The organism is Nonomuraea sp. NPDC050691 (assembly GCF_040654455.1).
GTDB lineage: Bacteria > Actinomycetota > Actinomycetes > Streptosporangiales > Streptosporangiaceae > Nonomuraea.
In genome coordinates, this window is the sequence record NZ_JBFAIA010000121.1 from 1 (window position 1) to 25417 (window position 25417).

Consider the following 25417-nt stretch of genomic DNA (forward strand, 5'->3'; position numbering starts at 1 on the left):
CAGGCCGCCGCTGGCGGCGCTCGTCGCCGGGGCCGCGGCCGTCGCCGTCCTCACGGGCGGCGCCGCCTGGTGGACGAACCAGCCGGCCCGGGACACCCGTCCGCCCGCGACGGTTCCCGCCGTGGTCTCCTCGGCGGTCCCGTCCGCGCCCACCAAGGGGCCGGGCACGGAGCCCGCCACCGACCGCGAGACGGCCACGCCGGCCACCCCCTCCGGCAGGCGGCCCGTACGGCAGGGCACCGCGCCCACCGGCGGCCCCACCTCCCGCGAGCCCACGTCGGGGCCGACGCGCGAGCCCACCGCCAAGCCCACGAAGCCCACCAGGAAGCCCACCCAGACCCCGACCAAGAAGCCGACCAAGAAGCCGACGGCCAAGCCCACGGACAAGGCGACCAAGAAGCCGACGCCCGGCAAGTCGAAGACGGGTGACGACCAGCAGGCGCGCGAGCCCGGCCAGGTGGACCCGGCCGGCACGGGCCGCTCGGTCAAGCAGCAGAAGAAGCCCAAGGAAGGCAGGAAGGTCGAGACCGCGAAGGCCTGACGCCTTCGCTTGGAGGGCTCGCGACCGCGGGCCCGGCCGTCCGGACGCCGGAGCCCAGGGCCCCGAGATCGGGACCCGGAGACCAGGACCCCGAGACCAGCACTCGGAGATCAGGACTCGGCGCGGACGATGTCGAGGGCCTTCTGCAGGTCCTCCGGATAGTCGGTCTGGAACGACATCCACTCGCCGCTCGACGGGTGCTCGAACCCGAGCGACACCGCGTGCAGCCACTGCCGCCCGACGCCGAGGCGCGCGGCCAGCGTGGGGTCGGCGCCGTACAGCAGGTCGCCCACGCAGGGGTGGCGCAGCGCGGACATGTGCACCCGGATCTGGTGGGTGCGGCCCGTCTCCAGCTTGATGTCGAGCAGCGACGCCGCCCGGAACGCCTCGATCGTGTCGTAGTGCGTGACCGACGGCTTGCCGCCCGCCACGACCGCGAACCGGCCGTCGCCCGACGGGTGCCGGTCGATGGGGGCGTCCACCGTGCCCCGGAACGGGTCAGGGTGGCCCTGCACCAGCGCGTGGTAGCGCTTGTCGACCGTGCGCTCCTTGAAGGCGCGCTTGAGGTGGGAGTAGGCGTGCTCGCTCTTGGCGACGGCCATGGCGCCGGTGGTGTTGGCGTCGAGGCGGTGCACGATGCCCTGGCGCTCGGCGGCGCCGCCGGTGGCGATCGTGTGCCCGGAGCCGAGCAGCCCGCCGAGCACCGTGGGGCCGGTCCAGCCGACCGTGGGGTGCGCGGCGACGCCGATGGGCTTGTTCACCACGACGATGTCGTCGTCCTCGTACACGATCCGCATGCCGGGCACCGGCTCGGCGACGGGCATGGGCGTGGTGACCGGGGGCGGCAGCGTGACCTCCAGCCACGCGCCCGCCTGGACGCGGTCGGACTTGGCGGGCTCGCGGCCGTCGACCGTCACCTCGCCGGCGCCGATCAGCTCGGCCGCCCGGGTGCGGGAGAAGCCGAACAACCGGGACAGGGCGGCGTCCAAACGCTCGCCCTCCAGCCCGTCGGGCACGGGCAGGCTGCGCCGCTCGGTCACTTGCCCTCCCTCGTTCCGTCGATCTGGTAGCCGCGCCAGGCCAGGACCACGGCCAGGATCCCGCCGCAGACGATGGCCGAGTCGGCCACGTTGAACACCGGGAAGTAGTCGATCACCGGGAAGTGCCCGGGCAGGACCTCGATGAAGTCGACCACGTGCCCCTGGAACTGGCTGCTCCTGCCGAACCCCGACGGGTAGCGCAGCAGCCGGTCGGTCAGGTTCCCGAACGCCCCGCCGAGCAGCAGCCCCAGCGTGATCGCCCAGGGCAGGCTGCGCAGCTTGCGGGCCGTGCGGATGATGGCGACCACGACGCCGACGGCGATGAAGGTGAAGACTATCGTCATTCCGGTGCCGATGCTGAACGCGGCACCGGAATTGAAGATCACCCGGAACTGCAGGACGTCCGGGATGACGACGAGCGGCGCCTTGCCCTCAAGCGTGCGCAGCACCACCGTCTTGCTGACGAGGTCGGCCACGTAGACGACGGCCGCCAGCGCGACGAGGACGACGACGAGACGGGCGCGCCGCCTCGCTACCGGCGCTCCTCCTTCTGCTTGCAGGCCACGCACAGCGTCGCCCTCGGGAACGCCTGCAGGCGCTCCTTGCCGATCGGCTTGTGGCACGATTCGCACACTCCATAGGTCCCTGCGTCGATCCTGGCGATCGCACGTTCGTTCTGCGCGACGAGGTCGCGCGCATTCAGGGTAAGGGCGATCTCGCGTTCCCGCTCGTACGTCTTGGCGCCGGCGTCCGCCTGGTCGTCACCGGCGCCCTGGGTCACATCACCCGAGGCGATCTCGGACTCATGACGGCGGATGTCCGCGTTGAGCTCGTCGATCTCGCGCCGCAGCGTGCCGCGTACCTCGGCCAGCTCTTCGTCCGACCACATCGAGGGAGTGGTGGTCTGCGTGACTGCCGCCATGAGTGCCTCCATGCTGATCAAGGCCATGAGTGGTGCGGGCAGCTTAGGTGCCCTATAACGGAACGGCAAACGACCCGCCGTCCCGTTTACCTCTCCCGTACTATCCCGCCGCGCGCCTTCAACTCCTCCGACAGCCACTCCATTCCCGCAACTTTGTCGCCGTTTACGACTTCCGTACCGGAGGCAGGGACCTCACCAGGGAAACCGGGAAGACCCGGGCCGCGCTCTGCGTTATGGTGTGAATCTGCAAGGCGTCGATGGGGCCCCCGAAATGTGAGGGACATCACCCCGGAGCCGCCGGAAGAACGGCTCCCCGGAGCTCATTAGAACCGGCAGCAGACCAATGAAGTGGGCCCCGCACTCCTGGGGCCAAGAAGGGTGGTACCGCGGAGCCGCACGGCTTCGTCCCTTCACGCATCCTGTCCGACAGTGAACGCGTGGAGGCGCGCCCCAGATGTCTTCCCCTAGTTTCCGCTCTCTTCCCGCGCAGGTCGACCTGCCCGCGCTCGAGCGCGAGGTCCTCGAACGGTGGCGGGACGGGAAGGTCTTCGAGCGCTCCGTCGAGCAGAACGACGGCAACCCCGCCTGGGTCTTCTACGAGGGCCCGCCCACGGCCAACGGCCTGCCCGGCGTGCACCACGTCGAGGCCCGCGTCTTCAAGGACCTCTTCCCCCGCTACAAGTCGATGCAGGGGTTCAGCGTGCCGCGCAAGGCCGGCTGGGACTGCCACGGCCTGCCCGTCGAGGTCGGCATCGAGAAGGAGCTCGGCCTCACCGGCAAGAAGGACATCGAGGCGTACGGCATCGCCGAGTTCAACGCCAAGTGCCGCGAGTCGGTGCTGCGCCACGTCGACGCCTTCGAGCAGATGACCGAGCGCATGGGCTACTGGATCGACCTGTCCACCGCCTACCGGACGATGGACCCGTCGTACATCGAGTCGGTCTGGTGGTCGCTCAAGGTCGTCTTCGACAAGGGCCTGCTGTTCCGCGACTTCCGCATCACGCCGTACTGCCCGCGCTGCGGCACCGGCCTGTCCGACCACGAGCTGGGCCAGCCGGGCGGCTACGAGACCGTCAGCAGCCCGTCGGTCTACGTCCGCATGCCCGCCACCTCCGGGCGGCTGGCCGAGCTGGGCGCCTCGCTGCTCATCTGGACCACGACGCCGTGGACGCTCGTGTCCAACACCGCGGTCGCCGTCCACCCCGACGTGACCTACGTCGCCGCGCGCACCGCCGACGGCGAGGTGCTGGTGGTGGCCGAGCCGCTGCTGCCGGTGCTGGGCGACGGCGCCACCGAGGTGGCCCGCTTCACCGGCCGCGAGCTGGAGCGCACCTCCTACACCCGGCCGTTCGACCTGGTCGACATCCCCGGCGCCCACTACGTGGTGCTCGGCGACTACGTGACGGTCGAGGACGGCACCGGCCTGGTCCACCAGGCCCCGGCGTTCGGCGCCGACGACCTCGCGGTGACCAAGCGCTACGCCATGCCGGTGGTCAACCCGATCGGCCCCGACGGGCGCTTCCTCGACGACGTCCCCATGGTCGGCGGGCGGTTCTTCAAGGACGCCGACGAGGAGCTGACCGAGGACCTGCGGGCCCGCGGCCTGCTGTTCCGCGGCGGCCACTTCGAGCACAGCTACCCGCACTGCTGGCGCTGCCACACCGCGCTGCTCTACTACGCGCTCCCGTCCTGGTACATCCGCACCACCGCGGTCAAGGACCAGATGCTGGCCGAGAACGCGACGACCAACTGGTACCCCGACACGATCAAGTGGGGCCGGTTCGGCGAGTGGCTGCGCAACAACGTCGACTGGTCGCTGTCGCGCTCCCGCTACTGGGGCACGCCGCTGCCGCTGTGGGTGTGCGGCGAGGACGAGTCGCACGTCACCTGCGTCGGGTCGCTGGAGGAGCTGGGCACGCTCGCCGGGCGCGACGTCTCCGCGCTCGACCCGCACCGCCCGTACGTGGACGACGTCACCTTCGCCTGCCCCGACTGCGGGGCGGAGGCGCGCCGGGTGCCGGACGTGATCGACGCCTGGTACGACTCGGGCTCGATGCCGTTCGCCCAGTGGGGCGCGCGGGGCAAGCCGGAGGGCGTCTACCCGGCGCAGTTCATCTGCGAGGCGACCGACCAGACGCGCGGCTGGTTCTACTCGCTCATGGCCGTCGGCACGCTGGTGTTCGGCCAGTCGTCGTACGAGAACGTGCTGTGCCTGGGCCTCATCCTGGCCGAGGACGGCCGCAAGATGAGCAAGCACCTCGGCAACGTGCTGGAGCCCATCCCGCTGATGGACGAGCACGGCGCCGACGCGCTGCGCTGGTTCATGGCCTGCTCCGGCTCGCCGTGGGCGGCCCGCCGCGTCGGCCACAACGCGCTGGAGGAGATCGTCCGGAAGGTCCTGCTGACCTACTGGAACACCGCCTCCTTCTGCACCCTGTACGCCAACGCCGAATCGTGGTCGCCCGCGATGCTGGCCTCCGCGCCGCCGGTGTCCGAGCGTCCGCTGCTCGACCGGTGGGCGCTGGCCGAGCTGCACCGCACGGTCGCCGAGGTGACGGCGTCGCTCGACGAGTACGACACGCAGCGGGCGGGCCGCCGCCTGGCCGACTTCCTCGACGACCTGTCCAACTGGTACGTGCGCCGCTCGCGCCGCCGCTTCTGGCAGGGCTCGCGGGAGGCGTTCGCGACGCTGTACGAGTGCCTGGAGACCGTCACCCGGCTGATGGCGCCGATCGCGCCGTTCGTCACCGACTACCTGTGGGACGTGCTGCGCGGCGAGGACGCCCCCGCCTCGGTGCACCTGGCGTCGTGGCCGGTCACCCGCGAGGAGCTGCTGGACCCGGCGCTGTCGGAGCAGATGGCGCTGGTGCGCCGCCTGGTGGAGCTGGGCCGCTCGGCCCGCGCCTCCTCGGGCGTCAAGACCCGGCAGCCGCTGCGGCGGGCCCTGGTCGGGGCGCACGGCTGGCCGGCCCTCCCGGCCGAGCTGCGCGACCTCATCGCCGACGAGCTGAACGTCCAGGCGCTGGAGGACATGTCCGGCTTCAGCGCCGACCTCGTGTCGTACACGGTGAAGCCGAACTTCCGGGCGCTCGGCAAGCGGTTCGGCTCGCAGACCAAGGTGGTGGCCGCGGCGGTCGGCGCCGCCGACGCCGCGTCCGTGGCCCGCACGCTGCGCGGCGGCGGCACCGTCACGCTGGAGGCCGGCGAGCTGGGCGAGGTCACCCTCGGCCCCGACGACGTGATCGTCACCGAGCAGCCGCGCTCCGGCTGGGCCGTGGAGACGGGCGCGATCGACACCGGCACCGGTGAGACGGTCGCCCTCGACCTGGAGCTCACGGACGAGCTGCGCCGCGCCGGGCTGCTGCGCGAGGTGATCCGCCTGGTGCAGGAGGCCCGCAAGGCGTCGGGCCTGTCGATCACGGACCGGATCGCCCTGTGGTGGACGTCCTCCAACGCCGACCTGACGGCCGCCCTGGCGGCGGGCGGATCGCTGGTGGCGGAGGAGGTCCTGGCCACGTCCGTCACGCAGGGGGCGCAGGACGGGCTGACGGTCCACGAGGACGCGGACCTGGGCCTGACCTTCCAGCTCCGGCGCGTCTGAGCGAACCGACGAAGGCGGGGCGCCCCTTGAGGGGGTGCCCCGCCTTCCGTGGTTTCGGGGTGTCCCGCCGCCTGTGGTGCCGGACGCCTTGAGGGTCGCGCCTTGTGCGGTGGTCAGTCGTCGGTGGCGTCGTCGTCGCGGCAGACCGAGCAGCTCGTCAGCCCGGCCTCCTCGGCCTCGGCCAGGGGCATGGCCAGGACGCCCGAGTCTCCCACGGCTCGGACGAGGGGGCAGGCGGTGGCGTGGTAACGGCTCGTGCCCTCGATCACCTTGACCGTGGCCGACCCCTTAGCGCCCCCGCCGGACCCGCCCTTGGAGCCGGTGGACGCCTCCGTGGCCCCGCCAGAGGTCTCCTTGGCACCCGTGACCTTGGCGCCGGGCGTCGAACCCTTGGCGTCCGCGGTGGAGTCCTCGGCGTCGGCCGGCGAGCCCTTGGAGACGGCTGTCGAGCCCTTGGAGACGGTTGTGGACGGCTTGGGAGCGGACGGCCCGCCGGGGCCGCCCGAGGCCGGCCCCTTCGCGCCCGAAGGGGAGCCGCCGGAAGCCGGGCTCTTGGCACCCGAGGAGGAGCCGCCCGAGGCGGAGGCCTTGGAGCTTGAAGAGGCGTCGCCGGAGGCCGGGGTCTTGGAACTCGAGGAGGCGCTGCCCGGGAGGGGGCCCTTCGGCTTCGCGGAGGGCTCGGAGGCCGACGCGGGCCGGGCCGGGACGTCTCGCGCCCCCGTCTTGCGGGCGGGAGACTCGACCGGCTCACCGGTGGCGGACACGGCGCGCTGCGGCCGGGTCTCCGGCCCCTGCTCGTCGTCGGCCTCCGAAGGCCGTTCCCGCGTCCGGTCGTCGGCCGCAGAAGGCCGTTCGAGCGTCCGGTCCTTGGCCTCCGCGCCACTGGCGGGCCGGGCGATCCCCTCGGAGCGGACCGGGAAGATCTGGGTCGCCTCGCCCGGGCGGGAACCCGCGGGGCCGGACCGGCCCGCGGGCGCCTTGGGGCCGCGCGAGGCCGGGGTGAACGCCACCGACGGAGAAGTCTGCTGGTCGTCGGCCTCGTCGTCACCGGAGTCCGCTCCGGGAGCGGCGGCCGAAGGTCTCGCGGCCGGCCCGCCCTTGGCCGGGCCGCCCTTGGCCGAGCCGCCCGCTCCCTTGCCGGGCCCGTCCTTGCCGGGCGTCTCCTTCTCGGCGGCGTCCTTCCCAGGGGTGTCCTTGCCGGAAACGTCCTTGACGGGGACGCCCTTGGAGGGGGCAGGCGAGGCGTCGTCGCCGGAGGTCTTCTCGGGCGTGTCCTTGCCGGTCGTGTCCTTGCCGGTCGTGTCGTCGCCGGTCGGCTCCTCGCCGGCCGCCGGACGAGCGAACCACGCGTACGGCTCGGAGGACGAGCCCGAACCGGGCTTACCTGACGCGGCCGAACCTGGCTTGGCGGAGGCGGCCGAACCACCCGAGCCGGACGCGGCCGAACCGGACGCGGCAGAGCCCGACGTGGCGGGGTCGGCCGGGCCGGGCTTCGCGCCGGGCTTGGGGCCGGAGTCGGAGGCGGGCCGGGAGGGGCGTCCGGGGCCGGGCTTGGAGCCGGGGTCCGAAGCGGACTGGGAGGGGCGTCCGGGGCCGGGCTTGGCGGCAGGGTCCGTGCCGGGGGTGGAAGCCTTCGCGGGGGGCGCGGCGGGCTTCGGCGCGGCGGGCGGACGGCCCGTGCCGGTGGGGGCCGGCGGGCGCAGGATCCGCGTGGACGCCGAGGAGTCGTCGGGTTCCCCCGGACCGGCCGGCTCGGCGCGGCTGCCCGTGGAGACCGCGGGGCCGCTGGAGGTGGAAGGACCGGACGACGCCGGGGGGGCGGACGACGTCGCGGATCCGGCGGAGGCCTCGGAGTCGGCGGCGGGGGGGAGCTGCCGTCCGCCGAGGGCGGCGTCGGGCAGGCACGTCGTGCAGGGCGTGAAGCCCTCCTCGCGCGCCTCCTCGTAGGTGAGCTCTTCGTGATCCCGGCCGACCAGCTGGCGGCACCCCGCGACGTGGTAGCGCTTGCGTCCCGGGATCACCAGGACGAGCGCGTCAGGGGAGATCCCCGTCGCCGGCACGCGGAGGGGGGCGGACGCGGGGACGGTCGCCGTCTGCTGCACCCGCGGACGCGGGGACGGCGACGCTCCCGTCGGGCCGGTCTGCGGCACGCCCGTCGGGCCGGTCTGGCCGTACGGCATGCCGGGCGGCAGGTGGCCCACCGGAGGGGCGGCCCGCCCACCACTGGGGAACAGCTCGTGACGCCGAAGGAACGCCCCGATCACCAGGAACAGCGCGGACAGCACGCTGACCACGATGGACCACATGATGAGGTACACCTTGGCCAGGACGAAGCCCGCGATCAGCAAGACGACCGCCGCGAGCACCAAACCAGCGCTGATGAGGATCACAGAGGGCTCTTTCGAAGTGACGGGCCTGGTCGACCCGTTACTTTACCGGCGGTCGTTGTGAGGACCGTCACCGCCGGGGAAAGCACCCTGCGGACCGTCGCCGCCGAACGGGCTCGGGCCGCCGGGGAGCGGCTGCTGAGCACCCTGGGGCACCGCGTGGGACAGGGCCGGAGCGGCGGCCGCCGGACCACCCGACATCACCGGGAAGGCACCGCTGCCCTCGGCGGAGACGTTGAGCTCGGCGAGCTGGTTCTCCAGGTAGAGCTTGAGGCGGCTGCGGTACTCGCGCTCGAAGCTGCGCAGCTCCTCGACCTTGCGCTCCAGCTCGTCACGGGTCTGGACGAGGGAGCCCATGGCCTGGCGGTGGCGCTCCTGCGCGTCGCGCTCCAGCGTCTCGGCGCGGGCGCGGGCGTCGCCGATGACCTGCTCGGCCTGGCGGCGGGCCTTGGTGAGGATCTCGTCGGCCTCGCGGCGGGCGCGGGTGACGGTCTCGTCGGCCTCGCGCCGGGCGTCGGCGATCGCCTGGTCGGCGGTCTGCTGGGCCAGGGCGAGCACGCGGGCCGCGGTGTCCATGTTGTCCTCGGCGGGAGGCATGTTCATGGCCACGGGGACCGGCTGGGGCTGGGGCTGCGGCTCCGGCGCCCGCATGGGCTCGGGCTGCGGGGGGGCCATCATCTCGGGCTTGGGCTGCTCCTGCACCGGCGCGGAGGCCATGGGCATGTTCATGCCGCCCGGCACCTTCCCGCGCAGGCACTCGCCCAGCTTGGCGCGCAGCTCTTCGTTCTCTTGGATCAGGCGGTCAAGCTCGGCCTCGACTTCGTCGAGGAAGGCGTCGACCTCTTCCTCGTCGTAGCCCGGCCGCAACCGGGTGGTACTGAACTGCTTGTTCCGCACGTCAGCGGGCGTCAGCGGCATCTTTTGGTCTCCTTGGCGCGCTTGGAGTCTGTCCGGAGGGACGGGGATCCCGAATCACTTCAGCGCGGACACGAGTTGGATCTCGACCTGTGCCCCGCGGTCCCCGTCACCGGCCCATCCATCCAACGATCTGGATCAAGAGCAGGACGACGATGAAGAGGACTGTGAAGCTTAGGTCAAAGGCCACCGTACCCAACCGGAGCGGAGGAATGAAACGGCGGAGGAACTTGAGGGGTGGGTCTGTTGCGGTGTATGTGGCTTCGGCCAGCACCAGTACGACCCCGGAGGGTCGCCACTGGCGGGCGAAGGCCTGAACCGTCTCAAAGATCATCCTGCCGATGAGCAGCACCAGGTAGAGCGACAGGACGACGACCAAGATCTGACTTACGATCGCCACGGGCTGGCCGCGCCTCCCCTTCTGGTGTGCCCTGGGGGCCTCGGCGAGACCCGGTCGGGTGCGATAGGCATACAGAGACTCTAACTCTGGTTGAAGAACCCGCGTTCCGCGATTCGAGCCTTGTCCTCGGCGGTCACCTCGACATTGGCAGGGGACAACAGGAACACCTTGTTGGTAACACGTTCGATGTTGCCGTGTAGGCCAAAGACCAGACCTGCCGCGAAATCGACCAGGCGCTTGGCGTCGCTGTCAACCATCTCGGTCAGATTCATGATGACGGGGGTGCCGTCACGAAAGTGCTCGCCGATCGTCCGCGCCTCGTTGTAGGTGCGGGGGTGGAGCGTGGTGATGCGGGCCAGATCGGTCGTACGGCGCTCCAGGACGGCCGTGGCGGGCCGGGGCGCGGGGACGCCCGGGTCGGTCTCCTCGTCGCGGTCCTGGACCGTCACGGGCCGCTCCTCGCCGGTGCGGGGGGCCTCGTCCTCGTAGGCGTACTCGTCCGGGTAGGTGTCGTACCTCTCGTAACGGTCGTCCTCCACGAGACCGAGGTAGACCGCCATCTTGCGCATCGCGCCGGCCATCGCTACGTCGTCCTCCTGCTCATGGTCGCACTCGCTCGGGCCTGTCGCAGCGCCCGAGGCGGTAGCCGTACCCCCTTGAAGCTCACCGCTGATCGACCTCTACTGGATGCGCGGGCCTGAAGCCCACTTGAGGGGACATTACCTGACGAAGGGCTTGCGACGGCCGAGCAACGCCGTACCGATCCGCACGTGTGTCGCGCCGTGCGCGACGGCCTCCGCCAGATCCTCGCTCATCCCCGCCGAGATCATGGTTGCGCGCGGGTGGCTCTCCTGGACGGCCTGCGCCACCTCGCGCAGCCGCGCGAACGCCTTGCCCGGGTCCTCGCCCAGCGGCGCCACGGCCATGACACCGCCGAGCCAGACGTGGTCGAGCGCGGCGATCTCGTCGGCCAGCGCCGGCACGTCGGCCGGGAGCGCACCACCCCGGGCCGGGTCGTCGTCCAGGGACACCTGGACGAGGCAGCCGATCTCCCGGCCCAGCCGCCCGGCCTCCTTGCTGAGGGCGGAGGCCAGGCGCAGGCGGTCGACGGAGTGGACGACGTCGGCGTACCCGGCGACGGAGCGCGCCTTGTTGGTCTGCAACTGGCCGACGAAGTGCCAGGTCAGGGAGAGGGAGGCCAGCTCGTGGGCCTTGGGTGCGGCCTCCTGGTCGCGGTTCTCGCCGACGTCGCGCACGCCCAGCCCGGCCAGGATCCGCACGTCCTCGGCGGGGCGGGTCTTGGTGACGGCGATCAGGGTGACCTCGCCGCGGTCGCGCCCGGCCGCCCGGCACGCGTCCATGATCCGCTGCTCGACGTCGGCCAGTCCGGCCGCGATCTCGTCCCGCCTCATCGCGCCTGTCCCTTCCCCTCAGGACTGCCCTGCCCGTCCCGCCTCAGTCATGGGGCCTTCGCGGCCCCCGCAGGCCCCCATCATGCCCGGTGCCCGTCCCGTCCCGCCGACCGGGCCGATCATCACGACCGCCCCGTACGGCGCGCCACGCGGACGACCCCGCGTACGGAAAGGTCTCATGGCCGTCACCCACCATGGCCCGGGGGCCCTCCCGCCTCCCCCGAGGCGCCCCGCACACAGCGGCGCCGCTCCGCCGTCCCCTGGAACGGGAGCGGAGCGGCGAGGGCGCGACGGTCACTTGAGGAAGTCGGGGACGTCGAGCTCCTCCTCCTGCTCCTCGAAGACGACCGGGCGGCGCTTGGCCGGCTCCGACATGCGGGAGGTGATCGGGGTGGGCGGGTTGGCCGGCTCGGGCGTGGGCCGCGGGATCGAGACGGGGCCCGGCGGCTCCTCGGCCACGACCGGCTCGGGGTCGGGCGCGGGCTCGGGGACGCTCTCCACGGGCCGCATCGGCTCGGCCCGCAGCTCCGGCCGCGGCTCGGGCCTCACCTCGGGACGGGGCTCGGGCCGGAAGTCGCTCCTCGGCTCGGGCCTGGCCTCCATGCGCGGCTCCGGCCGGGGCTCCGCGCGGGGCGCGGGCTCGGCCTTCACGGTCGGCGGGGCGACGCTGGGCCGTACCGGGGAGGAGACCGGCGGCGCGGCCGGGGCGGCGGGGCGGTTCTGCGGGCGCGGCAGCTTCTCCACCGGCGGAGGCACGTCGTCGAAGCCGGCGGCGATGACGGTGACCCGCACCTCGTCGCCCAGGGCGTCGTCGATGACCGTGCCGAAGATGATGTTGGCGTCGGGCGCCGCGGCTGTGGACACGAGCTGGGCCGCCTCGTTGATCTCGAACAGGCCGAGGTCGGACCCGCCCGCGATCGACAGCAGCACGCCGTGGGCGCCGTCGATGCTGGCCTCCAGCAGCGGGCTGGAGACCGCCATCTCGGCCGCCGCGACCGAGCGGTCGTCGCCGCGCGCGTGGCCGATGCCCATGAGCGCCGAACCGGCGCCGGACATGACCGACTTGACGTCGGCGAAGTCGAGGTTGATCAGACCGGGCGTGGTGATCAGGTCGGTGATGCCCTGGACACCGGACAGCAGCACCTGGTCGGCCGCCTTGAACGCGTCGAGCACGCTCACCTGCCGGTCGGAGATCGACAGCAGCCGGTCGTTGGGGATCACGATGAGGGTGTCGACCTCGTCGCGCAGCGTCTCGATGCCGGCCTCGGCCTGCATGGCGCGGCGCCGGCCCTCGAAGCTGAACGGCCGGGTGACGACGCCGATGGTGAGGGCGCCGAGCGAGCGGGCGATGTTGGCCACGACGGGCGCGCCGCCCGTGCCGGTGCCGCCGCCCTCGCCGGCCGTCACGAAGACCATGTCGGCCCCCTTGAGGACCTCCTCGATCTCCTCACGGTGATCTTCCGCCGCCTTGCGCCCCACGTCGGGGTTGGCGCCGGCGCCAAGTCCGCGCGTGAGCTCGCGGCCCACGTCGAGTTTGACGTCGGCGTCACTCATCAGCAGCGCCTGGGCGTCGGTGTTTATCGCGATGAACTCGACGCCCTTGAGTCCCTCTTCGATCATCCGGTTGACGGCGTTGACTCCGCCGCCGCCGATGCCGACGACCTTGATGACCGCGAGGTAGTTCTGCGGTGCTGCCACGACGAGGGGCCTTTCCGCTCGTTTACTTGCCATTTCGGTGCGGATGTCTCCGCGTTCTTCAGTTCGAGTAAGTCTCAACCTCAAGTTGAGATTCAGATTTATGTCAACCTGAGGATTGATACGGACAGTAGGAGTACGCTCCGGGCGGGTCAACTAACCGCGCCGCAAGCACGTCCGGCGTGTCGCGGGCTGTCCGTTTCGCTCTGTGGTCTCGCCAGGTCGGGGCACTCCTCCGCCGCACGTCCCGCGTACAGGCTCTCACGGCCGGGCCGCCGGCGCGCACAGGCGCGGCGAACCTCTCGCGCCCGCCCTGATCGGACGGCGGAAACGCCCGCTTCCGGCCACCGGTAAGGATCATTACCAGATGCGCCGCGATAAGATCACTTGAGGGTCACCACGTCCGGCGAGCTGACGTCGTAGACGTCGGCCTTGCGTCCCAGCACCCGCGCGAGGATGCGCGCCTTCTCCTCGCCGCGCTCGGCGCCGCCCCAGAAGACCGTGCGCCCGTCGGTCAGCTCCAGCGACACGCCCTCGGCCGTGGTGGCGCTCACCTCGCGCACCCTGCCCGCCAGGGAGCCGGGCAGCGACTGCACGACCTTGAGCGCGGCCATCGTCGCGGGATCGCCCGCGGCCGGCCGGTCCACCTTGAGGACCGGCAGCCACGCCGGGGCCAGGTCCCTGACCTCGATCACCACGCCGTGCGCGTCGACCAGTGCCGCCCGGCCGCCCACGGGCAGCGACGCGACCGGCCGGCGCTCGGTGACCCGGATGCGCAGCGTCCCCGGCCAGACCCGCTCGGCCTTGGCCGTGGCGAGCTGCGGCAGGCCCAGGACCCGGGCCTCGACCTCCTCCAGGTCGACCGTGGCCAGCGGGTGCAGGGAGGGCACCGCCGCCTTCTCCTTCACCCGGTCCTCGGGCACTGTGAGATTTCCCACGATCTCCACGGAGCGGACGCCCAGGACGGGCGAGAAGAACACCAGCCACGCCGCGACGCCGACCACGCCCACGGTCAGCAGCACCAGCAACGCCGTCCGCGCCCTCATCACTCTCCCGGCTCCACGGCCATCCGACCCGATCACGGCACCGAACCTACGCCGGTCCCCGCCCGCGCCGCCCGAGGCGCGCCCAGCGCGCGGCGCCCCGGCCGCACCGCCCCTGACGCGTCCGGCGGTCCTCCGAGGGAGGCGTCAGCGGCCGGAGAGCTCCGTCAGGATCTGGGGGCCGAGCTCCGTCACGTCCCCGGCGCCCATGGTGAGCACGATGTCGCCCGGCCGCGCGCGGGAGGCCGCCAGCCCCGGGACGGCGGAGCGGTCGGGCGCGTACGCGACCCGCTCGGCGGGCAGCGGCACGCGGCCCGCGACCATCGCGCCCGACACCCCCGGCTCGGGGTCCTCGCGGGCGCCGTAGACGTCGAGCACGATCACCTCGTCGGCCAGCCCGAGCGCCGTGCCGAAGTCGTCGGCGAAGAACCGGGTGCGCGAGTACAGGTGGGGCTGGAAGATCGCGACGACCCGCCCGTCGCCGGAGTAGGAGGCCACCACGTCGCGCGCGGCCCGCAGGTCGGCGGCCAGCTCGGTCGGGTGGTGGGCGTAGCTGTCGAACACGGCGACGCCGCCCGCCTCGCCCTTGGCCTCGAAGCGCCGCTTGGCCCCGCCGAAGGCCGCGAGCCCGTCCCTGATCTCCTCGAACGGCAGGCCCAGCTCGTCGGCCACGGCGATCACCGCGCTGGCGTTGAGCGCGTTGTGGGCCCCGGGCACGGCCAGCCGGACCTCGCCGCGTCCCTCGACGGTGAAGCGCGTGCCGAACCCGTCGGGCCGCACGTCCGTCACCCGCAGGTCGCCCGCCTCACCGTACGTGCGCACCCGCAGGCCGCGCGCCCGGGCGGCCTCGGCCAGCCCGGCCGCGCCCGGGTCGTCGGCGCAGGCGATGAGCAGCGAGCCGATCCGCTCGCTGAAGCGGGCGAAGCTGTCGTGGACGGCGCGGGGGTCGCCGTAGTTGTCGAGGTGGTCGGCCTCGACGTTGGTGACCACGGCGATGTCGGGGGCCAGCATGAGGAACGAGCCGTCGCTCTCGTCGGCCTCGGCGACGAACACGTCACCGGAGCCCTCGTCGGCGCCGAGCCCGGTGGTGACGAGCTGGCCGCCGACGCAGTAGGACGGGTCGGCGCCGCACTTCTGCAGCGCCACGGTGAGCATCGAGGTGGTGGTGGTCTTGCCGTGGGTGCCGGCGACGGCGACGGCCGTGCGGCCGGCCATCACCGAGGCGAGCGCGGCGGCGCGCGGGATGATGCGCAGTCCCTGCTTGAGCGCCTCGCCCAGCTCGGGGTTGGAGTCGCGGATCGCGGTGGAGACGACGACGGTGTCGACGTCCTTGATGTGCGAGGCGGCGTGCCCGATGTGCACAGTGGCGCCGAGCCGGCGCAGCTCGCCCACGAGGTCGCTGCTGCGCGCGTCGCTGCCGGACACGCGCACGCCGCGCTTGAGCAGGATGCGGGCGATGCCCGACATCCCCGCGCCGCCGATGCCGATGAAGTGCACCCGGCCCAGGTCCTCGGTGGCGATGGGGTCGACCAGCTTGACCAGACTCATCCGGCTATCTCCAAGACTTTCCTCGCGAGCATGATATCGGCGTCCTTGCGCCCGAGTCGGGAGGCCGCTTCGGACATGACGGCGACCCGCTCGGGGTCGCGCAGGATCGGCAGCACGTGGTGGACGATCCACTGGGCGGACAGCTCCGCGTCGTCGGTCACCAGCCCGCCGCCGCCCGCCACGATGCGCTCGGCGTTGACGCGCTGCTCGCCGTTGCCGTGCGGCAGCGGCACGTACGCCGCGGGCAGCCCGACCGCGGTCAGCTCGGCGCAGGTCAGCGCCCCGGCCCGGCACAGGGCGAGGTCGGCGGCGGCGTAGGCGAGGTCCATGCGGTCGACGTAGGGCAGCAGGACGTACTGGGGGTCGCCGGGCGGCGGCTCGTGGTCGGGGACGTTGTTCGGCCCGAGCACGTGCAGCACCTGGATCCCGGCGGCGCGCAGGGCGGGGGCGGCGGCCAGCGCCGCCTGGTTGAGCGACCTCGCGCCCCGGGAGCCGCCGAAGACGAGCAGCGTGGGCCGGTCGTTCTCCAGCCCGAACCAGGAGCGGGCCTTGTCGCCCGTGGAGAGCCGGTCGAGGGTCGCGATCTCGCGGCGCAGCGGCGTGCCGATGTAGGCGGCGCCGGCCAGGGCCGGCTCGGGGAAGCCGCTGAAGACGTGCTCGGCGAGCCGCGCGCCCAGCCGGTTGGCCAGGCCGGGGCGCGGGTTGGCCTCGTGGACCACGATCGGCAGGCCGCGCCGCTTGGCGGCCAGGTAGGCGGGCGTGGCGACGTACCCGCCGAAACCCACGAGGATGTCGGCGGAGACCCGGTCGAGGACGGCCGCGACGGCGTTGACGGCGCCCGCCAGCCGGCCGGGCACCGTGAGCAGCCGCGGGGTGAGCGCCCGGGGCAGCGGCACGGCCGGCACCAGCTCCAGGTCGTAGCCGCGGGCCGGGACGAGCTGCGTCTCCAGGCCGCGCTCGGTGCCCACGCACGTGATGCCGACGCCCGGGTCGAGGCGGCGCAGCGCGTCGGCAAGGGCGAGCGCCGGCTCGATGTGGCCGGCCGTCCCGCCCCCGGCGAGGACCACCCTCATGTCCACTCCCTCACGTCGTGCCCCAGCGTCCCGTCTCTCACGTCCTGCCCGGCCGCGCGGCGCCTCAGCGCCGGGCGCCGCTCCCGGCCCTGGATCTGGCTCGGGCGGCGCGTCCCAGGCCCAGCCAGCTTAGGGCCCGGGCGGCCGGTCCGGGGCCACGGGCCGCGAGGGCCTCCCGGGCGCCGGGCTCGCGTTTGGCGAACGACAGCAGCATGCCGAGCGCGGCGAGCGTGGGCAGCAGGGCCGACCCGCCGTACGAGACGAGCGGCAGCGGGATGCCGGTGATGGGCAGCACGCCGAGGACGGCGCCCATGTTGACGATGGCCTGACCGGCGATCCAGGCCACGATCGCGGCGGCGGCCAGCCGGACGAACGCGTCGTTGACCCGGGTGGCGACCCGCAGCCCCGCGTACCCGAGCAGGCCGAACAGCGCCACGACGACCAGGGTGCCCATCAGGCCGAGCTCCTCGCCGAGGATGGCGAAGATGAAGTCGCTCTCGCCGTGGGGCAGCCAGCTCCACTTGGCGCGGCTGCTGCCGAGACCGAGCCCGAACCAGCCGCCGGAGCCCATCGCGATCTGTCCCTGCACCGCCTGGTAGCCGGCGCCCTGCGCGTCGGCCCACGGGTCGAGGAACGCGCCGATGCGCGCCATCCGGTACGGCTCGACCTTGATCATGATGATCGCCGCGAGCACGGCCAGCGACAGGATGCCGCCGAACAGCTTGATCGGCGCCCCCACCACCCACAGCAGCGCCAGGAAGATCATGAACAGCACGAGCGTGGTGCCGAGGTCGCGGCCGAGCATGACCATGACGGCCAGGATGGCCGTTCCGGGCATGAGCGGGATCAGCATGTGCCGCCACTCGATGCGGCCGTGCCGGGCCCGCCGGGCCAGCAGGTCGGCGCCCCACAGCGCGAGTCCCAGCTTGGCCGGCTCGGACGGCTGGAGGGTCAGCGGGCCGACGTAGATCCACCGCTGCGCGCCGAGCTCGGACGAGCCGATGAACAGCACCATGACCAGCGCGATGATCGACAGCGCCATGAGCGGATAGCCGGCCCACCGGAAGAACCGGTGCGGCAGCCGGGAGCAGGCCCACATGACCAGCACGCCGAGCGCGGCCGAGAACGACTGCTTGATGAACCACGAGAACGGGTTACCGGTCTTCTGCATCGCCTCGATGCTGGAGGCCGACAGCACCATCATCAGCCCGAGCGCGAGCAGCAGGGCGCTGCATCCGAGGATCAGGTAGTAGGTGGTCAGCGGCTTGCCCAGCAGCTCCCTCAGCGCGGCGAGCTGCTCGCGGGCCCAGCCCGACGGTCCCTCGACGGCGCTCTGGCGCGGCCGGTCCTCGGTGGTGGCGCTCACGTGGCGGCCTTCAGCCCGCGTACGGCACGCGCGAAGGCCTCCCCCCGTGCCGGGTACCCCGCGAACATGTCGAGCGACGCGCCGGCCGGCGAGAGCAGCACGGTGTCACCCGGGCGGGCCAGACGGGCGGCTTCGGTGACGACTTCGTCCATCGCACCAGTGTCTTGGGCGGAGATGTCCACGACGGGGACATCCGGGGCGTGTCGCGCGAGTGCTTCGGCGATCACGCCGCGGTCGGCGCCCAGCAGCACCGCCCCGCGCAGCCTCGGCGCGGCCCGGCGCACCAGCTCGTCCACGTCGGCGCCCTTGAGCTGTCCGCCCGCGATCCACACGATCGACGGGTAGGCCGACAGGGCCGCCGCGGCGGCGTGCGGGTTGGTGGCCTTGGAGTCGTCCACGTAGTCCACCTCGCCGAGGCGGGCGACGTGCTGAAGGCGGTGCGGGTCGGGCGTGAAGTCGCGCAGGCCCTGGCCCACGGCGGAGGCCGGCACGCCGGCGGCGCGGGCGAGCGCGGCGGCGGCCAGCGCGTTGGCGACGTTGTGCGGGGCGAGCGGGCGTACATCGGCCAGCGTGGCGAGCTCCTCGGCCGCCTCCACCGGGTCGGCGACGAACGCCCGGTCCACAAGGAGGTCCTCGACCACGCCCACCTGCCCGGGCCGCGGCACGCGCAGCGTGAAGCCGACGGCCTCCGGGTACGGCTCCGCCAGCCGCGCGGCCTCGGGGTCGTCGGCGTTGTAGACGACGGTGCCGGCGCGCTCGAAGATCCGGCCCTTGGCGGCGGCGTACTCCTCCATGGAGCCGTGCCAGTCGAGGTGGTCGGGCGCGACGTTGAGGACCGCGGCGGCCAGCGGCGCCAGGGAGCCCGACCAGTGAAGCTGGAAGCTGGACAGCTCGACGGCCAGCGCGTCGTACCGCTCTCCTCCCGCCTCGTCGCCCGTCCTGGTGACGGCCCGGATGACGGGCTCGCCGACGTTGCCCACGGCCAGGGCGTTGCGGCCGGCGGCCAGCAGGATGGACGTGAGCATGCGCACGGCGGTGGTCTTGCCGTTGGTGCCGGTCAGGGCGAGCCAGGGGGCCGCGCCGGCGGGACGCAGCCGCCAGGCCAGCTCGACCTCGCCGACCACCTCGACGCCGGCCCGCAGAGCGGCGGCGATCAGCGGGTGGTGGGGCGCCCAGCCCGTGGTGACCAGCCGGGTGACGCCCTCGGGCAGGTCCATGGCGCCGAAGCGGGTCTCGACGCCCAGCGCGGCCAGGCCGGCGGCGGCGGCGCGCTGCCGCTCCCCCTCGACGGCCTCCACGACCACGACCCGCTCGCCCCGGGCCGCGAGCACCTCGGCGACGGCGGTGCCGGACACGCCGAGCCCGGCGACGCAGGTGAGCCCGGTCACGTGGCGGCCCTCCTCACCGGGGCGGACGGTCTGGCGGTGGTCATCGGGGCATCCACTCGAAGTAGAACAGGCCGAGGCCGAGCGCGGCGCACAGCATGGCGATCAGCCAGAACCGGACCACGATCGTGGTCTCCGCCCAGCCCTTCAGCTCGAAGTGGTGCTGGAGCGGCGCCATCCGGAACACCCGTTTGCCGGTCATCTTGAAGAAGCCCACCTGGATGATGACCGAGAGGGTGATGATCACGCACAGGCCGGCGAGGATGATGAGCAGGAGCTGGGTGCGGGTGGCGATGGCCAGGCCGGCCAGCACGCCGCCCAGCGCGAGCGACCCGGTGTCACCCATGAAGATCTTGGCGGGGGGCGCGTTCCACCACAGGAAGCCGATGAGCGCCCCGAGCACGGCGGCGGCCACCACGGCCAGGTCGAGGGGGTCGCGCACCCAGTAGCAGTTGGGGCCGAGCTGGTCGATGCAGTTGTTGCGCAGCTGCCAGTTGCCGATCAGCACGTACGCGGCGAGCACGACGCCGGTCGCGCCGCTGGCCAGACCGTCGAGGCCGTCGGTGAGGTTCACCGCGTTGGAGAAGCCGACGATCATGATCAGCACCCAGACGGTGAACCCGACGATGCCGATCGACGGCCCGAAGTCACGCAGGAACGACAGGCGGGGCTCGGCGGGCGTGATGCCGTAGACGTTGGCCTGCTGCGTCACCATCACCGCGAAGATGGCTCCGACGACGAGCTGGCCCAGCGCCTTGGCGCCGCTGCGCAGGCCCAGGCTGCGCTGCTTGTAGATCTTGATGAAGTCGTCGAGGAAGCCGACCGCGCCGAGGCCGGTCATGAGGAACAGCACGAGCAGGCCCGAGACGGTGGGCGGCGCCAGCGTGGCCAGGTGGGAGCCGCCGTAGGCCAGCAGCGAGGCCAGCACGATGACGGTGCCGCCCATGGTGGGGGTGCCACGCTTGTCGTAGTGGCCGGACGGGCCCTCCTCGCGGATCTCCTGCCCGTAGCCGCGACGGGAGAACAGCCGGATGGCCAGGGGGGTGCCGAGCATCGACAGGATGAGTCCCACCGCGCCGGCGATGATGATGTCGGTCACTGGGTGGCACCCCCGAGCAGCAGCTCGGCCGTCCTCTCAAGGCTCATCGCGCGGGGCCCCTTGACGAGCACGACGTCGCCGGGCCGCAGCCACTGCGACACCTGCGCCGCGGCGGCCTCCGCGTCGGGCACGTGCACGATCGGCGTCTCGCCCGTTCCAGACATCTCGTCCGTTCCGGAAATGTCCCCGGTTGCGGACATGTCCCCCGGGTGGGTGGGGGTCTCCCGGGACGCGGCCGGGGCCCCGTCACCACCGGTCGCCGCGGCCGGGGCGCCGCCGCGGCCGGCCGCCGCGAACGCCCCCTCCAGCACCGGGCCCGCCTCGGGGCCGGCGACCACCAGCCCGGACAGGCCCGCGCCGCCCGCCAGGCGGCCCAGGTCGTTGTTCAGCTCCGCGGCGTCCTCGCCCAGCTCGCGCAGGGCGGCGATGACGGCGAAGCGCCGCCGTCCCTGCCCCAGCGTGCCGAGCGCGGCGAACGCGGCCCGCATCGAGTCGGGGTTGGCGTTGTAGGCGTCGTTGATCACGGTGACGCCGTCGGGCCGGTCGGTGACCTCCATGCGCCAGCGGCTGCGCGGGGTCGCCTCGCTCAGCTCCGCGGCGATGGTCGCGACCGGCAGGCCCAGCTCGTAGGCCGCCGCGGCGGCGGCCAGGGAGTTCTCGACCGCCGGCTCGCCGTACAGCTGGAGCGAGATCCTGGCGGAGCCGGACGGGGTGGTCAGCGTGTAGGAGCCCCGCCCGCGCTCGTCGAAGGTGACGTCCTCGGCGCGGATGGCGGCCTCCGGGGCGCGCCCGAACAGCGTGACGCGCGCCTCGGTGCGCGCGGCCATCTGGCGCACCAGCGGGTCGTCGGCGTTGAGCACCGCGACGCCGTCGCGCGGCAGCGCCTCGACGAGCTCGCCCTTGGCCTTGGCGATGGCCTCCTTGCCGCCGAACACGCCGAGGTGGGCGGTGCCGACGTTGAGGACCACGCCGATGCGGGGCGGCGCGATGCGGGTCAGCGCGTGGATGTGGCCGATGTTGCGGGCGCTCAGCTCCAGCACCATGAACCGGGTCTCGTGGTCGGCCCGGAGCACGGTCAGCGGGTGGCCGATCTCGTTGTTGAACGAGCCGACCGGCGCGATCGTGGCCCCCATGCGGGCCGTCAGGCGGGCCAGGAGGTCCTTGGTGGTGGTCTTGCCGGCCGAGCCGGTCACGCCGATCACGGTGGCGCCGGGCAGCGCCGCGCTCTGCGCGGTGGCCAGGGCGGCCAGCGCGGCGGCGGTGTCGGGCACCACGACCGCGGGGGCGTCGACCGCCCGGCTCGCGAGCACCGCGACGGCTCCGGCCCGGACCGCCTGGGCGGCGTAGTCGTGACCGTCCACGCGCGCGCCCTTGAAGGCGACGAACAGCGATCCCGGTCGGACGTCCCGCGAGTCGATCACCACCGGGCCGCGGACCACCGCGCGGGGGTCGGCCATGCCCGACAGGGCCCCCGAGGTGATCTCGGCGATCCTGGCCAGAGGCAACGGGATCATGCGTGCTTCCTGCTTTCCTTGCGTGCGTCGATCGCCCGGGCGACGACCTCGCGGTCGTCGAAGGGGATCACCTCGCCTGAAATGTACTGACCCTGCTCATGGCCCTTGCCCGCCACCACGATCACGTCGCCGCGGCCGGCCCGGCCGACCGCCAGCTCGATCGCGGCCGCGCGGTCAGGCTCAATGATCACATGAGCGCGGTCGTGCCGCGGAACGCGGAGCGCTCCGTCCATCATGGCGGCCAGGATGGCCAGCGGATCCTCCGAACGGGGATTGTCGCTGGTGAAAATCGCCACATCGGCCAGCCGGGCCGCGGCCTCGCCCATGAGGGGCCGTTTGCCCGTGTCACGGTCGCCGCCGCAGCCGAGCACCACCGTGAGCCGCCCGGCGGTGACCTCCCGCAGGGACGTCAGCACCGACTCGACCGCGCCTGGCTTGTGGGAGTAGTCGACCACGGCCTGGAAGTCGTCGTCCGCGCCCGTGACCCGCTCCATGCGGCCGGGCACCCCGGTCATCGTGCCGATGCCGTGGACGGCCGTCTGGAGCGGCACGCCGGCCTCGACGAGGGTGACGACGGCGCCGAGCGCGTTGGCGACGTTGAACGGGCCGGGCAGCGCGATCTGCGCGTCGGCCTCGACCCCGCCGGGGCCCACCACGCGGAAGGCGCTGCCGTCGGCGCCGAGCCGTGTGTCGAGCGCCCGCCAGGCCGCCTCCGGGTTGCCGAGCGCCGAGAACGTCGTCATCGGCACCTTGGCCCGCGTCAGCAGCTCCCGGCCGTGCGGGTCGTCGAGGTTGGTGACGCCCGCCCGGCACATCTCCGGCTGGAACAGCCGGGCCTTGGTGGAGAAGTAGTCGTCGAGGTCCTTGTGGAAGTCCAGATGGTCCTGCGACAGGTTGGTGAACAGCGCCACGTCGTAGAAGACGCCGTCGACGCGGCCGAGCGCCAGGGCGTGGCTGGAGACCTCCATGGCCGCCGCCGTCACCCCCCGCTCGCGCATGAGGGCGAACAGGCCGTGCAGTTCGGACGCCTCCGGCGTGGTCAGCCGCGGCTGGAACGCCAGGTCGCCCGCGTGGATCTCGACGCCGCCGACCAGGCCCGTGGTGTGCCCGGCCGCCCGCAGCCCCGCCTCCAGCAGGAACGTGGTGGTGGACTTGCCGCTGGTGCCGGTGACGCCGAGCACCTGGACGTCGTGGGCCGGCTGGCCGTACACCCAGGAGGCGACCTGCCCGAGCAGGGCGCGCGGGTGGGGCACGACCAGCACCGGCAGCCCGGTCGCGACGGCCTGCTCGCGGCCCGCCTCGTCGGTGAGGACGGCGGCGGCGCCGCGCGCCATGGCCTGCGCCGCGAAGGCCGCGCCATGGGTCGTGCTGCCGGGCAGGGCCACGTACAGGTCGCCGCGCTGGACCTCGCGCGAGTCGATGGTGACACCGGTCAGCGCGGCGTGGGGCGACCTCGCCGAGCCGGACTCGGCGTCGAGCATGGTCGCCAGCCCGGTCAGCGGGCGGGGCGGACTGGTCGTTGGACGCATAGACGACGGGGGACGCACGGCGGCAGCGTACCCTCCCTGGTCACTGTCCCGCGCGCGTCCGCACCGCGGGCGCGGTGGAACCCGTGGGCGGGATCTTCCTGCTCTTGATGGCGAACGTCATCACATCCTTGAACACGGGCGCGGCGATCTGCCCGCCGAAGTGTCCGTTCTTCGGGTTCTGCAGCACCGACAGCACCACCAGCCGGGGGGCGTCGGCGGGGCTGAACCCCACGAACGAGGCCGTGTATCCGTCGTAACGGCCCAACTGCTGATCGTAGCGGTCCGCGGTGCCCGTCTTGCCCGCCACCCGATAACCGGGGATCGCGGCGAGCTCGCCCGTGCCCTGGGCGCTCACCGCGGCCTCCAGCATGGTGGTGATCTCCTTGGCCGTCCTCTCGCTGACCACGCGGGTCCTCTTGCCCGAGGCGGACGGGACGAACCTCCCCGAAGCATCCGTCGTACCGGCCACGATCTGCGGCTCGATCTTCACGCCGCCGTTGGCGATCGTCTGGTACACGCTGGCCATCTGCAGCGCGGTCACCGACACGCCCTGGCCGTAGGCGACCGTGCAGCTCTGGCTGCCGGACCAGGTCTTGTAGTCGGGCAGCAGTCCCGCGCCGGCGCCCGGCACGCCGCCGCCGGGCGTCGCGCCGAAGCCGAACGCCTTGAGCATGCGGTAGAGCCGCTCGCTGCCGATCTTGCGGGCGGCCATGATGGTCGCGACGTTGCTGGACTGCGCCATGGCCTCGCGGAACGTCATCGACTCCGGCGGGTGCGGGTGGGCGTCGCGCAGCACCCGGTCGGCGCACTTGATGTTGTCCTTCACCTGGAAGACCGTGTCGGGGCTGACCACGCCGGCCTCCAGGGTCGCCGCCGCCGTGATGACCTTGTTGGTGCTGCCGGGCTCGAACACGTCGGCGGCGGCCCGGTTGACGTACAGGCCGGGCGGGGCCTTGCCCCAGTTGTTCAGGTCGAGCTCGGGGGCGTTGGCCATGGCGATGATCTGCGCCGTCCGCACGTCCATGACGATGACGGTGCCGCTGCTCGCGCCCGCCTCCTTCGCCTGTTCGGCGATGGCCCGCTGGGCGGCCCACTGGATGTCGCGGTCGATGGTCAGCCGCACGTCGCGGCCGTCGACCGGAGCGGTGCGCTGGGTGCTGGTCATGGGGATGGGCTGGCCGTCGCGGCCCGTCTCGGCCCGCTGCTCGCCGTCGCGGCCGGCCAGCAGGGAGTTCCTGGCCGCCTCGATGCCACCGAGACCCTTACCCTCGTCGCCGACGAACCCGATGAGGCTGCCCGCCAGGTCGCCCGCCGGATAGAGCCGCCGGTAGGTCTTCTTCGCCGTCAGGCCGGGCACGCCGCCCTTGAGCAGGCGGGCGGCCACGGCGGGATCGACGTCCCTGGCCAGCAGCTGGTAGCGGGTGCCGGTCTCGGCCAGTTTGGCGGCCATCTCCTGCTCGGTCTTGCCGAGGTGGGCGGCGAGGGCCTGGGCGACCGCGGGACGCGCGGTCGGGGGTACCACGCTGGGGTCGATGGCGATCTCGCGCGCCTCGGAGGTGACGGCCAGCGGATGGCCGCTGACGTCGGTGATCGTGCCGCGCTTGGCGGGGATCTGCTGGGTCTGCAGGCGCTGCCTGGCGGCCTGCGCCTCGTACACCTTGGAGTCGAGGCCCTGCATCTGGATCAGGCGGCCGGCGAAGATCGACAGGATGAACGTCATGCCGATGAGGCCGACGTTGATGCGCCGGCGCGGGCTGCCGAGGCGCAGCACGACGGGCGGCCGGGCGGGGCGGGACGGCGGCCTGCGCCCCGATCCGGGACCGTCGCCGCGCCCCCCGCCGTCACGCCCTCCCCCGTCGCGCCCGGGGCCCCGGCCGTCCGGGTCCCAGCCGTCGGGGGCTCCGGGCATGCGGGAGAGCAGCGCGCCCAGGCCGCGGGCGAGCGGGC

The 25417-nt window shown here is 73.0% G+C and carries 19 protein-coding genes and 1 pseudogene; 2 read left to right on the forward strand and 18 right to left on the reverse strand.

Going from position 1 to position 25417, the window contains the following annotated elements; genetic code table 11:
• A pseudogene (locus tag AB0H81_RS31375) lies at nucleotides 1-541 on the forward strand (hypothetical protein); the annotation flags it as partial.
• Between the two features lie 110 nt (nucleotides 542-651).
• Here AB0H81_RS31375 and AB0H81_RS31380 read toward each other — a convergent pair.
• The 3 genes from AB0H81_RS31380 to AB0H81_RS31390 are packed head-to-tail and all read right to left on the reverse strand — an operon-like array spanning nucleotide 652 to nucleotide 2503.
• The gene (locus AB0H81_RS31380; RefSeq protein WP_358381769.1) at nucleotides 652-1581 is read right to left on the reverse strand and encodes an RluA family pseudouridine synthase; all 930 of its coding nucleotides are present in this window, start codon (nucleotides 1579-1581) and stop codon (nucleotides 652-654) included.
• Nucleotides 1578-2150 (reverse strand): signal peptidase II, encoded by a 573-nt coding sequence (gene lspA, locus AB0H81_RS31385; protein ID WP_358381771.1) that lies wholly within the window; start codon nucleotides 2148-2150, stop codon nucleotides 1578-1580. Before lspA ends, AB0H81_RS31380 begins: the two co-directional genes overlap by 4 nt.
• On the reverse strand, nucleotides 2114-2503 hold the full coding sequence (locus tag AB0H81_RS31390; protein ID WP_358381803.1) for a TraR/DksA C4-type zinc finger protein: 390 nt from the start codon (nucleotides 2501-2503) through the stop codon (nucleotides 2114-2116). The genes lspA and AB0H81_RS31390 overlap by 37 nt, the downstream gene beginning before the upstream one ends.
• Nucleotides 2504-2957: 454 nt before the next feature.
• Here AB0H81_RS31390 and ileS point away from each other — a divergent pair, with 454 nt between their 5' ends.
• Entirely contained in the window at nucleotides 2958-6104 is a 3147-nt protein-coding gene (ileS, locus tag AB0H81_RS31395) for an isoleucine--tRNA ligase (RefSeq protein ID WP_358381773.1), read from the forward strand.
• A gap of 113 nt (nucleotides 6105-6217) precedes the next feature.
• Here the strand turns inward: ileS and AB0H81_RS31400 are convergent, their stop codons facing one another.
• From AB0H81_RS31400 to AB0H81_RS31470, 15 genes are all read right to left on the reverse strand, one after another.
• Nucleotides 6218-8494 (reverse strand): hypothetical protein, encoded by a 2277-nt coding sequence (locus AB0H81_RS31400; RefSeq protein WP_358381775.1) that lies wholly within the window; start codon nucleotides 8492-8494, stop codon nucleotides 6218-6220.
• A gap of 42 nt (nucleotides 8495-8536) precedes the next feature.
• Nucleotides 8537-9409 (reverse strand): DivIVA domain-containing protein, encoded by an 873-nt coding sequence (locus AB0H81_RS31405; protein ID WP_358381777.1) that lies wholly within the window; start codon nucleotides 9407-9409, stop codon nucleotides 8537-8539.
• A gap of 106 nt (nucleotides 9410-9515) precedes the next feature.
• Complete coding sequence (locus AB0H81_RS31410) at nucleotides 9516-9806, reverse strand: YggT family protein (protein ID WP_358381779.1); 291 nt, start codon at nucleotides 9804-9806, stop codon at nucleotides 9516-9518.
• An 80-nt stretch (nucleotides 9807-9886) separates the two neighbouring features.
• Nucleotides 9887-10387 carry a cell division protein SepF gene (gene sepF, locus AB0H81_RS31415; protein WP_358381781.1) on the reverse strand — a complete coding sequence of 167 codons (501 nt, stop codon included), beginning with the start codon at nucleotides 10385-10387 and terminating at the stop codon, nucleotides 9887-9889.
• A gap of 138 nt (nucleotides 10388-10525) precedes the next feature.
• Entirely contained in the window at nucleotides 10526-11218 is a 693-nt protein-coding gene (locus AB0H81_RS31420) for a YggS family pyridoxal phosphate-dependent enzyme (RefSeq protein WP_358381783.1), read from the reverse strand.
• A gap of 294 nt (nucleotides 11219-11512) precedes the next feature.
• A complete protein-coding gene (ftsZ, locus tag AB0H81_RS31425; RefSeq protein WP_358381785.1) occupies nucleotides 11513-12916 on the reverse strand; it encodes a cell division protein FtsZ in 1404 nt (467 codons plus the stop codon).
• 380 nt (nucleotides 12917-13296) lie between these two features.
• Nucleotides 13297-13959, reverse strand: a complete 663-nt coding sequence (locus AB0H81_RS31430; protein WP_358381787.1) for an FtsQ-type POTRA domain-containing protein — start codon at nucleotides 13957-13959, stop codon at nucleotides 13297-13299.
• A gap of 144 nt (nucleotides 13960-14103) precedes the next feature.
• Complete coding sequence (gene murC, locus AB0H81_RS31435) at nucleotides 14104-15504, reverse strand: UDP-N-acetylmuramate--L-alanine ligase (protein WP_358381789.1); 1401 nt, start codon at nucleotides 15502-15504, stop codon at nucleotides 14104-14106.
• Entirely contained in the window at nucleotides 15501-16577 is a 1077-nt protein-coding gene (gene murG, locus AB0H81_RS31440) for an undecaprenyldiphospho-muramoylpentapeptide beta-N-acetylglucosaminyltransferase (RefSeq protein WP_358381791.1), read from the reverse strand. The genes murC and murG overlap by 4 nt, the downstream gene beginning before the upstream one ends.
• A gap of 64 nt (nucleotides 16578-16641) precedes the next feature.
• Nucleotides 16642-17862: a putative lipid II flippase FtsW gene (gene ftsW / locus AB0H81_RS31445; RefSeq protein WP_358381805.1), complete on the reverse strand. Its 1221-nt coding sequence runs from the start codon at nucleotides 17860-17862 to the stop codon at nucleotides 16642-16644.
• 77 nt (nucleotides 17863-17939) lie between these two features.
• Nucleotides 17940-19331: a UDP-N-acetylmuramoyl-L-alanine--D-glutamate ligase gene (gene murD / locus AB0H81_RS31450; RefSeq protein WP_358381793.1), complete on the reverse strand. Its 1392-nt coding sequence runs from the start codon at nucleotides 19329-19331 to the stop codon at nucleotides 17940-17942.
• Nucleotides 19332-19371: 40 nt separating this feature from the next.
• Nucleotides 19372-20427, reverse strand: coding sequence for a phospho-N-acetylmuramoyl-pentapeptide-transferase (gene mraY / locus AB0H81_RS31455; protein WP_358381795.1), 1056 nt, complete (start codon nucleotides 20425-20427; stop codon nucleotides 19372-19374).
• A complete protein-coding gene (gene murF / locus AB0H81_RS31460; protein WP_358381797.1) occupies nucleotides 20424-21941 on the reverse strand; it encodes a UDP-N-acetylmuramoyl-tripeptide--D-alanyl-D-alanine ligase in 1518 nt (505 codons plus the stop codon). The genes mraY and murF overlap by 4 nt, the downstream gene beginning before the upstream one ends.
• Nucleotides 21938-23470, reverse strand: coding sequence for a UDP-N-acetylmuramoyl-L-alanyl-D-glutamate--2,6-diaminopimelate ligase (locus AB0H81_RS31465; protein WP_358381799.1), 1533 nt, complete (start codon nucleotides 23468-23470; stop codon nucleotides 21938-21940). The genes murF and AB0H81_RS31465 overlap by 4 nt, the downstream gene beginning before the upstream one ends.
• A 40-nt stretch (nucleotides 23471-23510) precedes the next feature.
• The coding region (locus AB0H81_RS31470; RefSeq protein ID WP_358381801.1) for a penicillin-binding protein 2 at nucleotides 23511-25417 on the reverse strand (1907 nt) is incomplete at its 5' end.